General features: G+C 66.5%; 18 protein-coding genes and 1 tRNA gene. 7 read left to right on the top strand and 12 right to left on the bottom strand.

Annotation, left to right across the window (positions count from 1 at the left end):
• Nucleotides 1-16 precede the first annotated feature (16 nt).
• The 5 genes from dapF to DM450_RS04670 all read left to right on the top strand — a co-directional run bounded on the left by dapF (nt 17) and on the right by DM450_RS04670 (nt 4,459).
• Nucleotides 17-847: a diaminopimelate epimerase gene (dapF, locus tag DM450_RS04690; protein WP_142632841.1), complete on the top strand. Its 831-nt coding sequence runs from the start codon at nt 17-19 to the stop codon at nt 845-847.
• A complete protein-coding gene (locus tag DM450_RS04685) occupies nt 844-2,022 on the top strand; it encodes a MiaB/RimO family radical SAM methylthiotransferase (protein WP_142632839.1) in 1,179 nt (392 codons plus the stop codon). Before dapF ends, DM450_RS04685 begins: the two co-directional genes overlap by 4 nt.
• On the top strand, nt 2,019-2,975 hold the full coding sequence (gene ftsY / locus DM450_RS04680; RefSeq protein ID WP_142632837.1) for a signal recognition particle-docking protein FtsY: 957 nt from the start codon (nt 2,019-2,021) through the stop codon (nt 2,973-2,975). Before DM450_RS04685 ends, ftsY begins: the two co-directional genes overlap by 4 nt.
• Complete coding sequence (locus DM450_RS04675; protein ID WP_142632835.1) at nt 2,975-3,628, top strand: inner membrane-spanning protein YciB; 654 nt, start codon at nt 2,975-2,977, stop codon at nt 3,626-3,628. The genes ftsY and DM450_RS04675 overlap by 1 nt, the downstream gene beginning before the upstream one ends.
• A 114-nt stretch (nt 3,629-3,742) precedes the next feature.
• Complete coding sequence (locus DM450_RS04670; protein WP_142632832.1) at nt 3,743-4,459, top strand: alpha/beta family hydrolase; 717 nt, start codon at nt 3,743-3,745, stop codon at nt 4,457-4,459.
• A 128-nt stretch (nt 4,460-4,587) separates the two neighbouring features.
• Here DM450_RS04670 and DM450_RS04665 read toward each other — a convergent pair whose 3' ends face one another.
• The 9 genes from DM450_RS04665 to DM450_RS04630 form a co-directional block, all read right to left on the bottom strand.
• Nucleotides 4,588-6,543: a potassium transporter Kup gene (locus DM450_RS04665; RefSeq protein WP_142632830.1), complete on the bottom strand. Its 1,956-nt coding sequence runs from the start codon at nt 6,541-6,543 to the stop codon at nt 4,588-4,590.
• Nucleotides 6,544-6,660: 117 nt separating this feature from the next.
• Complete coding sequence (locus DM450_RS04660) at nt 6,661-7,401, bottom strand: tetratricopeptide repeat protein (RefSeq protein ID WP_260610191.1); 741 nt, start codon at nt 7,399-7,401, stop codon at nt 6,661-6,663.
• Nucleotides 7,398-7,760: a cytochrome c-type biogenesis protein gene (locus DM450_RS04655; protein ID WP_142637515.1), complete on the bottom strand. Its 363-nt coding sequence runs from the start codon at nt 7,758-7,760 to the stop codon at nt 7,398-7,400. Before DM450_RS04655 ends, DM450_RS04660 begins: the two co-directional genes overlap by 4 nt.
• A gap of 56 nt (nt 7,761-7,816) precedes the next feature.
• Complete coding sequence (locus DM450_RS04650; protein WP_142632828.1) at nt 7,817-8,383, bottom strand: DsbE family thiol:disulfide interchange protein; 567 nt, start codon at nt 8,381-8,383, stop codon at nt 7,817-7,819.
• Nucleotides 8,380-10,344, bottom strand: coding sequence for a heme lyase CcmF/NrfE family subunit (locus tag DM450_RS04645; RefSeq protein WP_142632826.1), 1,965 nt, complete (start codon nt 10,342-10,344; stop codon nt 8,380-8,382). The genes DM450_RS04650 and DM450_RS04645 overlap by 4 nt, the downstream gene beginning before the upstream one ends.
• Nucleotides 10,341-10,805, bottom strand: coding sequence for a cytochrome c maturation protein CcmE (gene ccmE, locus DM450_RS04640; RefSeq protein ID WP_142632824.1), 465 nt, complete (start codon nt 10,803-10,805; stop codon nt 10,341-10,343). The genes DM450_RS04645 and ccmE overlap by 4 nt, the downstream gene beginning before the upstream one ends.
• 2 nt (nt 10,806-10,807) lie before the next feature.
• Complete coding sequence (locus tag DM450_RS25715; RefSeq protein WP_185928709.1) at nt 10,808-10,948, bottom strand: hypothetical protein; 141 nt, start codon at nt 10,946-10,948, stop codon at nt 10,808-10,810.
• Nucleotides 10,949-10,952: 4 nt separating this feature from the next.
• Complete coding sequence (gene ccmC, locus DM450_RS04635; protein ID WP_142637513.1) at nt 10,953-11,681, bottom strand: heme ABC transporter permease CcmC; 729 nt, start codon at nt 11,679-11,681, stop codon at nt 10,953-10,955.
• A 122-nt stretch (nt 11,682-11,803) separates the two neighbouring features.
• Nucleotides 11,804-11,880, bottom strand: a tRNA-His gene (locus tag DM450_RS04630).
• 199 nt (nt 11,881-12,079) lie between these two features.
• Here DM450_RS04630 and DM450_RS04625 point away from each other — a divergent pair.
• On the top strand, nt 12,080-12,712 hold the full coding sequence (locus tag DM450_RS04625) for a prolyl hydroxylase family protein (RefSeq protein WP_142632822.1): 633 nt from the start codon (nt 12,080-12,082) through the stop codon (nt 12,710-12,712).
• Between the two features lie 35 nt (nt 12,713-12,747).
• Here DM450_RS04625 and DM450_RS04620 read toward each other — a convergent pair whose 3' ends face one another.
• On the bottom strand, nt 12,748-13,284 hold the full coding sequence (locus DM450_RS04620; RefSeq protein WP_142632820.1) for a superoxide dismutase family protein: 537 nt from the start codon (nt 13,282-13,284) through the stop codon (nt 12,748-12,750).
• Between the two features lie 250 nt (nt 13,285-13,534).
• Between DM450_RS04620 and DM450_RS04615 the strand changes: the two genes are divergently transcribed.
• Nucleotides 13,535-13,903 (top strand): PilZ domain-containing protein, encoded by a 369-nt coding sequence (locus tag DM450_RS04615; protein ID WP_142632818.1) that lies wholly within the window; start codon nt 13,535-13,537, stop codon nt 13,901-13,903.
• A gap of 135 nt (nt 13,904-14,038) precedes the next feature.
• Here DM450_RS04615 and rpmE read toward each other — a convergent pair whose 3' ends face one another.
• Both rpmE and fabZ read right to left on the bottom strand, forming a co-directional pair.
• Nucleotides 14,039-14,266, bottom strand: a complete 228-nt coding sequence (gene rpmE, locus DM450_RS04610) for a 50S ribosomal protein L31 (RefSeq protein WP_142632816.1) — start codon at nt 14,264-14,266, stop codon at nt 14,039-14,041.
• A gap of 132 nt (nt 14,267-14,398) precedes the next feature.
• A complete protein-coding gene (gene fabZ, locus DM450_RS04605) occupies nt 14,399-14,851 on the bottom strand; it encodes a 3-hydroxyacyl-ACP dehydratase FabZ (RefSeq protein ID WP_142632814.1) in 453 nt (150 codons plus the stop codon).
• Nucleotides 14,852-14,866 lie beyond the last annotated feature (15 nt).

Raw genomic sequence — 14,866 nt, 5'->3', positions numbered from 1 at the left:
CGCATACATCGCGCCCATGCGGATCGACTTCACCAAGATGCATGGGCTCGGCAACGACTTTGTCGTGCTCGATGGACGCACCGGCGCACTGCCGCCGATCGACGCAGCCTTTGCCGCGGCGCTGGCGGACCGCCACACCGGCATCGGCTGCGACCAGCTGATCGTGCTGGCCCCGTCCGACCTCGGCGACTTCCAGATGCTGATCTTCAATGCCGACGGCAGCCAGGTGGAAGCCTGCGGCAATGCCACGCGTGCGGTCGGCCTGCTCCATGGTCGCCCCGCCACGATCGAGACACTCGGCGGCATCGTCTCGACCACGCCCACCGACACCGGCATTTCCGTCGAGATGGGCAAGCCGCGCTTCGGCTGGCAGGACATCCCGCTCGGCTATGCGATGGATACCCACGCCATGCCGGTCGCCTGGGAAGAGCTGGTCAATCCCATCGCCGTCAACGTCGGCAATCCGCATGCGATCTTCTTCGTCGAGGATCCGTACCGCATCGACATGGCCCGCCTCGGCCCGCTGGTCGAGAACGACCCGATCTTCCCCGAGCGGGTGAACGTCAACGTCGCTGCCGTGAACGCGCGCGATGCCATCACCTTGCGCGTATGGGAACGCGGCGCCGGACTTACCCGCGCCTGCGGCACCGGTGCCTGCGCAACCGCCATCGGCGCGATGAAGCGCGGCCTGGTCGACCGCAAGGTCACCGTCACCCTGCCCGGCGGCCCGCTGGCCATCGAATGGCGTGCGGACGACGTAATCGTGATGACCGGCCCGGCCACCGAATCGTTCCGCGGTTCGTTCGAAACCGCCGACTACGGAATTCGAGACAAGGTCCCCGCTTGACCGTCGAAGTCCACTCGCTCGGCTGCCGCCTCAATATCTCCGAAAGCGAAACCCTGCGCGGCCTGCTTGGCGGCGCAGAAGACCTCGTTGTCGTCAATTCCTGCGCGGTCACGGCAGAAGCGGTACGCCAGACCCGGCAGGCGATCCGCCGTGCGCGCAAGGAACGGCCGGACGCGCGCCTCATCGTCACCGGCTGCGCGGCGGAAGTCGAGCGCGAGATGCTCTGTGCGATGCCGGAAGTGGACGGCATCGTCGCCAATACCGCCAAGCTGGACCCGCGCGCCTGGAACGTGCCTGCCGCGCCGCCCGTGCGCCAGCACCGCGCCTATACGCGCGGCTTCGTGCAAGTGCAGAACGGCTGCGACCATGCCTGCACCTTCTGCGTGATCCCGCAAGGGCGCGGCCCCAGCCGCTCCTGCTCGGTGGACGAAGTGCTGGCCGACATCGCCGTCCATGCCGACAAGGGCGTGCAGGAAGTCGTGCTCACCGGCGTCGACCTCACCTCGTGGGGCGGCGATCTCGACGGCTCGCCGCGCCTCGGCGCGCTCTGCGAGGCGATCCTCGCCCGCTTCCCTGCCCTGCCCCGCCTGCGCCTTTCCTCGATCGACGGCGCGGAAGTGGACGACAGGCTGTTCGGCTTGCTTGCCGATGAAGCGCGGCTGATGCCGCATGTCCACCTCTCGCTCCAGCACGGCGACGACCTGATCCTCAAGCGCATGAAGCGACGCCACAGCCGCGCCGATGCCGTGACGCTGGTCAGCGACCTCAAGGCCCGCCGCCCGGACATCGCGATCGGCGCCGACCTCATCGCCGGCTTCCCGACCGAGAGCGAGGAGGCCCACGCCGCCAACCTCTCCATCGTGCGCGAACTCGATGTGGTGCATGGCCACGTCTTCCCCTATTCGCCGCGCCCCGGCACCCCCGCCGCACGCATGCCTGCGGTGGACGGCGCCACCATCCGCCGCCGCGCCGCCGAACTGCGCGAGGCGATTGCCGAAACCCGCGCGCGCTGGCTTGCCGGTCTTGTCGGCCAGCCGCTATCGGTGCTTGCCGAAAGAGGCGGCACCGGCCATGCGCAGAACTACGCGAAGGTCCGCGTGCCCGAGTCCGTTCCGGCCGGCACGCTGGTCCGCGTCACGCCCGCAAGGGTAGTCGAAGGAATACTGGAAGCATGAGTACCGACGGCCAGAACCCTGAAACACTGGGGGCTGAACGCGACTGGTCCGACCGCCTGTTCGGCGGTTTTCGCAAGACCACCGAACGCCTGAGCGAGAACCTGTCCGGCATCGTCGGCAAGACCACGCTCGACGAAGCGCAGCTCGACGATATCGAGGATGCGCTGATCATGTCGGACCTCGGCCCCCGCGCCGCCGCCCGCATCCGCGCGCGTCTTGCCGCCGAACGCTTCGAGAGGGATGCCGACGAACGCGCGATCATGGAAGTGGTCGCCCGCGAGATCGCCGAGATCCTGCGTCCGGTGGCCAAGCCGCTCGACGTCGTCGCCTTCCCGCGCCCGCAGGTGATCCTGGTCATCGGCGTCAACGGATCGGGCAAGACCACCACGATCGCCAAGCTCGCGCACTTGTTCCAGGAGCAGGACTATTCGGTCATGCTCGCCGCCGGTGACACCTTCCGCGCAGCCGCCATCGGCCAGCTCGGCGTCTGGGCGGACCGCCTGGGCATTCCGCTGGTCAAGGGTCCCGAGGGCGGCGACCCGGCCTCGATCGTGTTCGACGCGGTCAAGGCCGCGACAGAACAGGGCATCGACGCGCTGATCGTCGACACCGCCGGGCGCCTGCAGAACAAGCGCGAACTGATGGACGAACTGTCCAAGATCCGCCGCGTGCTCGGCCGCCTCAATCCCGAGGCGCCGCACGACGTGGTACTGGTGCTCGACGCCACCAACGGCCAGAACGCGCTCTCGCAGATCGAGATCTTCAAGGAAGTGGCGGGCGTTTCCGGCCTGATCATGACCAAGCTGGACGGCACCGCGCGCGGCGGCGTCCTCGTCGCGGCGGCCGAGCAGTATGGCCTGCCGATCCACGCCATCGGCGTCGGCGAGAAGATCGACGACTTGCGCCCCTTCAACCCGGACCTGCTGGCCCGCGTGATTGCCGGGATCGCCTGATGACCACCGAATCCGCCGCTCCCCGGAAGCCGAAGTCGAGCTGGGTGAACCTCGTCGTCGATTTTGGCCCGCTGCTGGTCTTTTTCCTCGCCTACAAGCATTTCTCGCCGCCGGGAGATGCCAATCCGGTGGCGACCGTCACCGCCGTCATCAAGGGCACGATGGCCTTCATGGTGGCGACCGTGATCGCGCTGGGCCTGTCGAAATGGCGGCTTGGCCATATCTCGCCGATGCTCTGGCTGACGACGGTGCTGATCGTCGGCTTCGGCGCCCTCACCGTGGTGTTCCACGATGCCTTCTGGATCCAGATCAAGCCCACCGCCGTCTACCTGATGTTCGCGGGCGTGCTGTTCTTCGGCCTCATGCGCGGCAAGCCGATGCTGAAAGTCCTGCTCCAGTCCGCCTTCGAGGGTCTCAGCGACGAAGGCTGGCTCAAGCTTTCGCGCAACTGGGCGTGGTTCTTCCTGTTCCTGGCGGTGCTCAACACCGCACTGGTCTTCACCGTCAGCTTCGAGGCCTGGCTTCAGGCCAAGCTCTGGGGCTTCACCGTGCTGTCCTTCGTCTTCACCTTCTCGCAGCTGCCGATGGTGCTGAAGCACGGCATGGGCGAGGCGGCAAAGGAAGAAGTGATCGAGAACCCGCCGCACGACTGAAGTGCACGGCAGATGCCCATGCCAGCGGCCCTGAGGCGGCGAGCATAATGCCGCCGCCGTTCCATCAGGCCGTCCATGCACGGCCCGGGAGCCGCAGAGCGCCAGCGGGACCTCATGCAGACCATCGATACCATCGTCATCGTCGGCCGCACCAACAAGGCACGGGAATCCGACGCGATCCGAAGCATGGTCAACTGCCTCCATAGCGAAGGCTATGCGCTGCATTGGTTCGAATCGAACTACCGCACCTCCTACGACCGCATGACCGTATGGATCGATCGCCGCTGCCCGGCCGTCAGCACGTCGAATCGCGGTAGATTTCAGCGTCTACGCCGCGCCGCGCGCTTGGCCTTGCGACTGGCGCTGATCGCCGGTGACCGTCATCGCCTGGATCACGGCTACGCCATCCGGCACGGCATTATCGCCAATGAGGCGCGTGAACTCGGCTTGCTGCTGGACAGGATGGCCAGAGGCTCGATCGCACTGATCACCCACTCCGCGGGCGGCATAGCGGCCACACGCATCGCCGAGCATCCTGCGATCGGCGCGATTGCCTGCTTCGGCTACCCATTCAAACACCCCGACAATCCGCCCGAAGCGTACCGCACACAGCATCTGCCCGGCGTGAGCAAACCCATGCTGCTGCTGCAGGGCGACCGGGATCCCTACGGCAATGACCCCATAGCGCTGAAGGACAGGCTGCCCAGCCACGCCCGGATCACGATGCTTGCCTGCGATCACGATTGCGACCGGCTGGAAAACAGCGAATTCGAACGCGCCTTGAGTACATTGCGAGCGCTCCTCGATGGAACTGCCGCCCGCACGGCCTGACGCGTTTCCCGGCCACATTTCGCGATATGCCGACATAAGCGATGCGAATGACGACGGGGCATGAGGCATGAGATATGGGGCATGAGACATGCAACGTGCACGGACCATGCCCCAGCATAGCCGGTTGGTCAGATCTCCAGCTGGCTGCCCAGTTCCACCACGCGGTTGGTCGGCAGGCGGAAGAACTCCATGGCGCTCGCCGCATTGCGCATCATCCACGCGAAGAGCTTTTCGCGCCAGATCGCCATGCCGGGCTTGGAGGAAGGCACCAGGGTCTGACGCGAGAGGAAGAAGCTGGTCTTCATCATCTCGAACGGCCCGCCGCAGATCTCGTTATGGGCGAGCGCGGCCGGCACGTCGGTCTCCTCCATGAAGCCGTAGCGCAGCGTCATGCGGTAGAAACCCTGGCCCAGCTCGGTCATCGAATAACGCTCCGAGGGCTCGACATAGGGCACGTCCTGCACCTCTACCGTCAGCACCACCACACGCTCATGCAGCACTTTGTTGTGCTTGATGTTGTGCAGCAGCGCCGAAGGCACGCCGGCGTTGGTCGAGGCCATGAAGATCGCCGTGCCCGGCACGCGTGCGGCCGAGCCATGCGCGCTCTTGGCAAAGACGTTGAGCGGCAGCGCCGCCTCGGTCATGCGCTCGCGCATCAGGCGGCGGCCCTTGTTCCACGTCGTCAGCAAGGTGAAGGCGATGCCGCCGATCATCAGCGGGAACCAGCCGCCATCCTTGATCTTGGTGGCGTTGGCCGCGAAGTAGGCGCCGTCGACCACAAAGAAGGTGACGATCACCGGGATCGCCTGCCACAGCTTCCAGCGCCACAGCACGATCAGGAGCACGCTCATCAGGCAGGTGTCGATCAGCATCGCCCCGGTCACCGCGATGCCGTAGGCCGAGGCGAGGTTCGACGAGTTCTGGAACACCAGGACCAGCACGATCACGCCGGTCATCAGCGCCCAGTTGACGAAGGGAATGTAGATCTGGCCGACTTCGTGCTCGCTGGTGTGGCGGGTCGAAAGGCGAGGAATGAAGCCCAGCTGCATGGCCTGGTGGGTGATCGAGAACGCGCCCGAGATCACCGCCTGGCTGGCGATGAAGGTGGCGCAGGTCGCCAGGATCACCAGTGGCAGGCGCAGGCTTTCAGGGGCGAGGTGGAAGAACGGGTTCTCCATCGCCTCGGCCGCCGACGCATCGTCGAGACCCAGGATCATCGCCGCCTGGCCGAAATAGTTGATCAGCAGGCACGGCATCACGAAGCCGAACCACGAGAGACGCAGCGGACCGCGGCCGAAGTGCCCCATGTCCGAATAGAGCGCCTCCGCACCGGTCACCGCCAGCACCACCGAACCCAGTGCGAGGAAACCCAGCACCTTGTCGGTCATGAAGAACTGGATCGCGTACCACGGGTTCAGCGCCACCAGCACATGGGGCAGCTGCACCAGATGGTAGATGCCCAGCACCGCCAGCACCGTGAAATAGACCACCATGACCGGCGCGAACAGCGCGCCGACTTTGGCCGTCCCGCTCTTCTGGATGACAAACAGCGCCACCAGCAGCACCAGCGCGATCGGCAGCACGAAAGGCGCAAGGTCGCTCTGCACGACGGTCAGGCCCTCGACCGCGGAGAGCACCGAGACGGCAGGGGTGATCATCGAATCGCCGTAGAACAGCGAGGTCGCGAAGACACCCAGCAGCACCACCAGCGGGCCCCAGCGCGACTTGCGGATCACGCCCGAGATCAGCGCGACGAGCGCAAGGCTGCCGCCCTGCCCCTTGTTGTCCGCCCGCATCAGGATGCCGACGTACTGGACCGACACGACCAGCGTCATCGACCAGAAGATCAGGCTGACGACGCCGAGGATGTGCAATTCGTCGATCGCCAGCGGATGCGGGCCGACGAAGGTTTCGCGAAACGCGTAAAGCGGGCTCGTGCCGATATCGCCGAAGACGACCCCGACGGCGCCGAGCGCCAGCTTGGTGATATTTCCGGAGCCATGCCCCCCGGCAGGCGTTTTCCGGCCTGTAGCCGGATCGATCACTGTCGGGACCTCAGCGGTATCCGAACTTGCAACACTCATTCCAGCGCCCCGTAATGGCCTTGTCGGGTAATGACACCGGATAACGATGTCATGCCGCGACAAGCGCCCGCCGTTAGCAGCATGCCAAGGAGCAGGCAACGATACTTAGTCGGTCGTTCACCGTGACGTGACGGGAGTGGCGGAATTCGGCGATTCGGAACGGGGCTGTCCTGCCCCGCCGCCGCCGACACCGCCGCCCTGCGCGGCGATGAAAGCGTCCAGTCGGGCCAGTTGCTGGGCGAGAATCGGGCGCCATTTCACATCCTTGGGCGCGCGGGCCAGCAAATCCGCCCAGAGCGCGCGGCCTTCGGCGAGCTTGCCGCTCTGCGCCAGCGCCAGGCCCAGGAAGAACGGCGGACCGGCCGCCTCGGGATCGGACCTGGCGGCCCGGCGATAGGCATAGGCCGCCGCCGGGGTCAGCTGGCCTTCGGCATGGGCCACCAGCGCGTTGCCCAGCGAAAGCCAGGCATCCGAACGATAGGCGCGGACATCGGGATCCCGGGCAGGCTCGGCCGGTTCGTTCTCGACGGTGCCGCGCAGCACTTCGGCGGCATCGGCATATTCGCCGTGCCGGGCCAGCCCGTCGGCGATCATCACCCAGCGGTCGCTCGGCGGCAGCACGCTCGAACTGAAAGTGGCGCGCGCCTGCGCGAAGAATTCGCCAAGTTCGCCCGAGCGCCCTTCCTCGGCATCCTTGGGCGCACCGGGCTGCGCGGGCGTGCCCTGCGCGGCATAACCCGCGATACCCAGCGCCAGCGCGGCGGCCACCGCCTCGCGCCCGCCCTTGGGAACCTTGAAGACAAAGACGGCCAGCGCGAAAACGGCCAGTGCCAGCACGGCCACAAGAACCCAGGTCATGCCTGACCTCCCTTGCGGAACCGGCCGCGCAGCAGCAGCCCCGCCAGCGCCAGCAGCGCGAGCGGCACCGCGAACAGCGGCCAGGTCAGCGTGGTCACGCGCGGAGCGTAGCTCACGTAATCACCGTAACGCTCGACCAGCCAGGCGCGAATCGCCTCGGGATCCTCCCCTGCGGCGATGCGTTCACGCACGAGACTGCGCATCGATCCGGCGATCGGCGCATCCGAATCGGCGATCGACTGGCTCTGGCACTGCAGGCAGCGCAGCGAAACCATCAGCGCCTGTGCTTCCTGCTCCTTGGCCGGATCGTCCAGCTGGCGATAGGCATAAGGCGCGGTGGACTGCTCCTCCTGCGCCATGACCGGCGGGGCCGCGCAGAGCGCGAACGCCGTCAGCAGAATGGCAAGCAGGCGCCTCACCGTGCGGCCTCCGTCAGCTTTTCGAGGATCATCGGCACCTGATCGGCGCGGATCTCGCCGATGTGCTGGTAGCGGATCACGCCCCTGCCATCGATCACGTAAGTCTCCGGCACGCCCGAGGAACCGAGCGCAAGCTGGACCTTGCCGTCATCGTCGGCGCCGATGCGGCGATAAGGATCGCCATTACGCTTCAGGAAAGCCTGGAGGTCCTCGGTGCGGTCGCGCACGGAGATACCCTCGATCGGCACGCCCGCCTTGGCCAGCGCGGCCAGTTGCGGCGCCTCGACCCCGCAGGGGATGCACCAGGACGCGAAGATGTTGACGAGGTGCGGCTTGCCGTCCGCAAATGCCTTGCTGTCCAGCCCGGGGCGCCCCGGCAAGGCGGGCGGCAGGCTGAACGCGGGCATCGGCTTGCCGATCAACGTGCTGGCGACATTGGTATCCGCCGGATTGCGCAATTGCACCGAGACGAGCACGACAAAGCCTGCAAACAGCGCCAGCGGCAGCCAGATCGCCCAGCGCGGCGCGCGGGGTTTGCCACCGGGAGAGGTTTGGCTGCTCATGAGTACCTCCCTGCGCGGCCCTGACGTTCGCGCCGATATTCGATCTTGTCGCGGGCGACGATGCGCCGGATGTCGGCGGCGACACGCCCGATCAAGGCCAGCAAGCCGCCCAGGGCGATCATCAGGCCCCCCAGCCAGATCAGCGTGACGAACGGCTTCCACCACAGGCGCAGTTGCCAGCGCCCCCGGTCCGCCTCGCCGCCCAGCACGGTATAGAGCTGCCCGTTCCAGCGCGTCAGCAGCGCCGATTCGCTGGTCTGCTGGGGTGGTGCCCAGAAACTGCGCGCCTGCGGCGTGAGCGCGAGGACGCGGCCCTTGTCGCCGTAGCGCACCAGCAGACGCGCCTCGAGCGCGGTCCAGTTCGGCCCCGCCACCGGCTCGATCGCATCGAGCTTGACTTGCCAGGGGCCGACCTCGGTCGCCTCTCCGGTTCGGATGGCCACCAGCTTCTCGATAGAGAACGCGCTCTCGCAGCTCATCCCCAGCAGCGAGACGGCAATGCCGAGATGCGCCGTGACCATGCCCCAGATCGGCAGCGGCGTGCGCCGCAGGTTACGCCCCCTGAGCGGCAGCACGCTGGCCCAGGCCAGCCCCAGCGCCAACGCGAAGCCCAGTGTCGCCAGCAGCGAGACGCCGCCCACCAGCACCATCGCCAGCACGCCCGCGATCACCAGCATGGCCGGGATCACCATTTCCTTGCCGATCCGCCGGAAACTGTCCCGCCGCCAGCGCAGCAAGGGCCCGATCGCCAGCACCACCAGCATCGGCACCGCAAAGAGTGCGCCCATCGGATTGAAATAGGGCGGCCCGACCGAGACCTTGGCGCCCATCGCCTCGGCCAGCAGCGGATAGAGCGTGCCAAACAGGACGATGCCCAGGATCGCGGAGAGCATGACATTGTTGAACACCAGCGCGCCTTCGCGGCTGGTCAGGGCAAAGCGCTCGCCTTCGGTAACGGAGGAGGCACGCAGGCCGAACAGCGTCAGCGCGCCGCCGATGTTGATCGCCAGCAGGGCGAGGATGAAACTGCCGCGCTGCGGGTCCACCGCAAAGGCATGGACACTGGTGAGAATGCCGGAACGCACCAGGAAAGTGCCGATCATCGACATCGAGAAGGCAATCACCCCCAGCATCACCGTCCAGGCCCGCAGCGCATCGCGCGAGGCCAGCACGCTGACCGAATGGAGCAGCGCGGTGGCCGCCAGCCAGGGCATCAGCGAGGCGTTCTCGACCGGGTCCCAGAACCACCAGCCGCCCCAGCCCAGCTCGTAATAGGCCCAGTAGGATCCCGCGGTGATGCCGATGGTGAGGAATATCCACGCCCCCAGCACCCAGGGCCGCATGGCCTTGGCAAACGCCGGCCCGACCTCACGCGTGACCAGCGCGCCGACCGCGAAGCTGAAGGCGATCGAAAGCCCGACATAACCGAGGTAAAGCGTCGGCGGATGGAAGGCGAGGCCAAGATCCTGCAGCAGCGGATTGAGCCCGTTGCCCTCCTGCGGCACCGGCGAAAGGCGCTCGAACGGGTTGGAGGCGATCAGCAGGAAGGCATAGAAACCCAGGCTGACAAAGGCCTGCCCCGCCAGCGTCGCCAGCATCGTCGGCTCCGGCAGCCGCCGCTCGACCAGCGCGACAAGGCCGCCGGCGAGCCCCATCACCGTGACCCAGAGCAGCATCGAGCCCTCATGGTTGCCCCAGGCCCCGGCCACGCGGAACACCAGCGGCTTGAGCGAATGCGAGTTCATCGCCACCAGCTTCACCGACAGGTCAGTGACGGCAAAGAGATAGATCAGGGCGGCGAAAGCCAGCAGCGCGAGCAGTCCCTGCACCACCGCCACCGGGCGCACCACCCCCGCGAGCGAGGCCCCGCGCGGCGTCAGCGCCAGCGCGCCCGCGATGAGCTGCAACCCTGCCAGTGCCGCCGCCAGCCAGAGCGCGGCAAGTCCGAGTTCGGCGATCATTTGGTCTCGCGCATCACTTGCTGGGCCTGGTCCTTGCTCATGTCCTGCATCTGGCGCGGGACATAGTTCTCGTCATGCTTGGCGAGGAGATTGTCGGCCACGAACGTGCCGTCGACGCCCATGTGCCCTTCGGCCACGACGCCCGACCCCTCGACGAACAGCGAGGGGACAATGCCCTTGAAGGTCACCGGCACCCGCGCCTTGCCGTCGCCGACGATGAAGGTGATGGTCACGCCGTCCGCCTCGGTACGCAGCGATCCGCGCTCGACCATGCCGCCCAGGCGCACGCCGCGCGTCTCCTCGGGCGGATTGGCGACAATGTCGCTCGGCACGTAGAAATAGCTCGCCTGGTTGCGCAGCGCCCAGGCCGCCAGCAGCGCCGCCGCCACCAGCACGACCAGCGCGATGACCAGCAATACCAGTCGCTGGTGCTTGGCCTTGATCGCGGTTCCCACGGTCATGTTCAGCGTTTCCTCGCCTCGTCCCGGCGCTTCTCGGCGCGCTTCATGGTAATCAGCGACCAGGCGACCATTGCCGCTGCCGCGCCCAGGCCCACCGCATAGGCGGCGACCACGAAGGTCCAGGGGTCCATCGCCTCGCGCATCGCGTCAATATCCTTCCGAAAGCGCCTTGCGCCGCAGCCGGGCCTCGGCCTGCTGATGCGCGAGAATCGCCCGCATCCGTGCCAGCACGACGCCTGCGAACAGCAGCGTGAAGCCCAGCGTGGCGGCAAGCAGCGGATAGAGGAACGCGCCCGCCATGGCCGACTTGCCCAGCGAGATCGACGGCGCCTGATGCTGGCTCTGCCACCAGATCACCGAATAATGGATGATCGGGATATTCACCGCGCCGACCAGGCCAAAGATCGCCGGTGCCTTGCTCTGGCCGCCCTCGGCAGCCTCGCTTGCCTGCGAAAGCGCCATCCAGCCGAAATAGAGGAACAGCAGCACCAGCATCGAGGTCAGCCGCCCGTCCCACACCCACCAGGTGCCCCATGCCGGACGCCCCCAGAGCGAACCGGTGATGAGGCAGACCGCAGTGAACACCGCGCCCGGCACCGCGCAGGCGCGCGCGGCGATGCCTGCGAGCGGATGACGCCAGACGAGTTCGGTGAAACTGGCCGCGGCGATGCCCATCCATCCGGCCATGCCGAGCCATGCTGCGGGGACGTGAAGATAGACGATCCGCACGGTCTCGCCCTGGAGGCGCTCGGCCGGACCGAAGAACAGGCCCCAACCCAGCGCGGCCAGCGCGAGGACGGCGCCGCCGCCCATGCAGAGCGGCATCAGCCAACGGGCGATGCGCAGGAAACGGGCGGGATTTGCAAAGCCGTGCATGTCGGCCACGCTTCTATCGCGCGGGGCGAAAGGAGCAAGGGACGACGGCAAAAGCGCCAGCCTTTTCAACCGCCGAGATCGACAGGGCGGCTATTTATCGCAGGGGTGTTCAAGGGAGAGAATGGGGCGATTGATGGGGTTCGAACCCACGACCTCCGGTACCACAAACCGGCGCTCTAACCAACTGAGCTACAATCGCCACACAATCGAAACCGGCACTCGTGGCTGGCTTCGAAGTTACCGACCGGCGTGCAGTGCATCGTCCCGTTCGGAGGCGCGCCATTTGCACAAGCTGAGGCTCCTTGCAAAGCAAAAATGCACATGCGCCCACAAAAAATCGGCAGAGCCCGCAAGTCCTGCAATTTTCCGGTCACCCTCGCCTCGCTAGGGTCACCGCCATGAAGGCTCCCGGCGAATCATCTTCCGACATCCTGCTCGCCATTCCCGGCATGCAGCGCTTCCCCTCCACGCGACTCGACCTGTTCGTGAAGCGCCAGTTTCTCACCGCCGCCGAATGCGAAACGCTCGTGGCCATGATCGAGGCGGAACATCGCCCCTCGACGATCGCCAACTACAATGGCGACGATGTCTTCCGCACGAGTTCGACCTGCGATCTCGCGCGCGATGTTCCCGCCGTGGCGGCCCTTGCCCAGAAGCTAGCCGCAGCCTCGGGGATCGACCTTGCCCATGCCGAGCCGATCCAGGGCCAGCGCTACGAGATCGGCCAGGAGTTCAAGGCCCATACCGACTACTTCGAGCCGAACAACTCGGACTACGCGCAGTATTGCACGGTATCCGGCCAGCGGACCTGGACCTTCATGATCTACCTGAACGACGTCGAGGCGGGCGGCGCGACGCGCTTCAAGGTGATCGACAAGCTGATCCAGCCCGAACGCGGCAAGCTGGTCGCCTGGAACAACCGCCGGGCCGACGGCAGCCTCAACGCCGCCACGCTCCATCACGCGATGAAAGTGCGCAAGGGGCACAAGTACGTCATCACCCAGTGGTACCGCGAACGCCCCTGGGGTTGACGCGAGCGGGAGGGGGCAAGCCCCTCCCCCATCGCTCACTTGGGCGCGCTGAGCACCGCACAGGCGATCCGGCCGCCGGCGTTGCCCGCCGGCTGGCTGGTGTAGTCGTCCGCATTGGCGTGGATCACCAGCGCCGTGCCATCGGCATCGACGATCGACTTGCTCCCCGGCGCAATGGTGACCCCGGTGTTGAGTACCTGCACCTTCAGCACGCCGTCGGGTCCGACATGCTGGTTGGGCATGTCACCCCCATGCGGGCCGCCCATCGACATCAGGCCGTGGACCGGATCGCCCGCCGTGAAGTGGCCACCGGCCGAGGCGAACTTGCCCGCCGCGTCGCACAGGCCCTTTTCATGGAAGTGGAAGCCATGGTCACCCTCCGGCAGCCCCTTGAGATCGGTGGTCACCAGCACGCCCGCAGGTGTCTGCTGCACCGAAACCGTGCCAAGCGGTGTACCGTCGGCGCCAACAACCTCGGCGCGCAGCACCGGAAGCGGCGCATCGGCCGCAAACCCCGGAGCAGCCAGCAAGGAAGCGCCCAGCGCTAGGACAAGACGGGATGTACGAACCATGGACATTCTCCTTCGCGATCCTGAGCGGACCCTTCTCCCGGCCGGGCGCCGGGGCCGACCCCGCGCGCTCATGCCGCTGGCCCAGACTAGGCTTCGCGGCCGGAAAGGCAATTGCCTGCAAATCATTCGCAACAAACAATTGCATGCCGCGGGAGACGAACGGTGGGGCGCGGTGATCCGACGTTAACGAACCTCTGCCACACTCCCGGCAAACACAGATCGGTCGCACGATACAAATGGACAGAACGGCATGAACGCCCCGCTCGCACGGCTCTATTCCACCGCGCAGATGCAGCAGCAAAGCGCCTGCGATGAACGACGCCGCGAAGAACGCCACACCACCAGTTTCGCCGCATGGCTGCAGACCTCCCCGGCCGAACGGCTGGACGTCCGGCTGGCCGATGTCTCGCTGCACGGCTGCTGCGTGACCGGCCCCGCCGGCGTGCTGCGGCAAGGCAGCTTCGTCAGCATCGGGATCGGCCCGCGTCCGCCGCTCAAGGCCGTGGTGCGCTGGGTCCGCCGCGGCCCTTCGGGGGGCGAGGCGGCAGGCATGGAATTCCTGCGGGCCGTGCCCGGCGACGCGGCCGAATGGAACGTGCTGATCGATCTCGGGGCGTGATACCAAGCCGCAGTGATGCTGCCGCATCAGCAGCTTGGAACGCTCAGGCGCCGCGCGGGCTTAACCCACACCGGACAACAAAAAAGGCGGCCCGTGAGGACCGCCTTCTTCGTGTTCGTGAAGCTTGCTTCGCGCTCAGTTCTTCTTGAGCGTGAGGCCGCCGAAACGCTTGTTGAACTGGGCCACGCGGCCGCCGTCCTGAAGCTGGGCCTTGCCGCCGGTCCAGGCCGGGTGCGAGGTCGGATCGATGTCCAGAACCAGCGTGTCGCCTTCCGAGCCCCAGGTCGAGCGGGTCTGGAAGGTGGTGCCGTCGGTCATCTGGACGGTGATCATGTGGTAGTCGGGATGCGTATCGGCCTTCATGTCGTATCTCTCTTCGCATGTGGCCGGTTCCGACCGGCCTGCTGGGAAAGCGGCGCCCTTACAGCGGGAGCCTCGAAAATGCAAGGGCGAAGGACGGTGCGCCGGAAAGCCGCGCCCTTCTCCCTCGCCCGATCAGGCGTCGGCGATCATCGCGGTGAAGTTGACCTCGCAGGTCACCTTGTCGCCGATCGACGCCTTGCCCCAGAACTTGCAGACGCGGCTGCGCTTCTGGACGAAGCCGGCACGCAGGTCGAGCAGGTTGCCCGGGGTTACCGGATTGCGGAACTTCGCTTCCTCGATCGCCATGAAATAGACGAGCTTGCCGGTACCGGCGAGCCCGAGCGATTCGATGGCAAGGATGCCCGCCGCCTGCGCCAGCGCCTCGATCTGGAGGACGCCGGGCATGATCGGACGGCCAGGGAAGTGGCCCTGGAAGAAGTCCTCGTTGAAGCTCACGGCCTTGACCGCGTGGATCTCGTTCTCGTCGAACGAGACCACACGGTCGACCAGCAGCATCGGGTAGCGATGCGGCAGCGCCGCCAGGATCTTCGCGGTATCGTACACGAATTCAGTCGGTTCGCTCATCGCTCTGCCCGCCCT

The sequence above is a fragment of the Sphingomonas sp. IC081 genome, from assembly GCF_006874585.1.
Taxonomy (GTDB): Bacteria; Pseudomonadota; Alphaproteobacteria; order Sphingomonadales; family Sphingomonadaceae; genus Novosphingobium.
The sequence above is the reverse complement of the archived record's forward strand: the minus strand, read 5'-3'. Positions and strand labels throughout refer to the sequence as shown.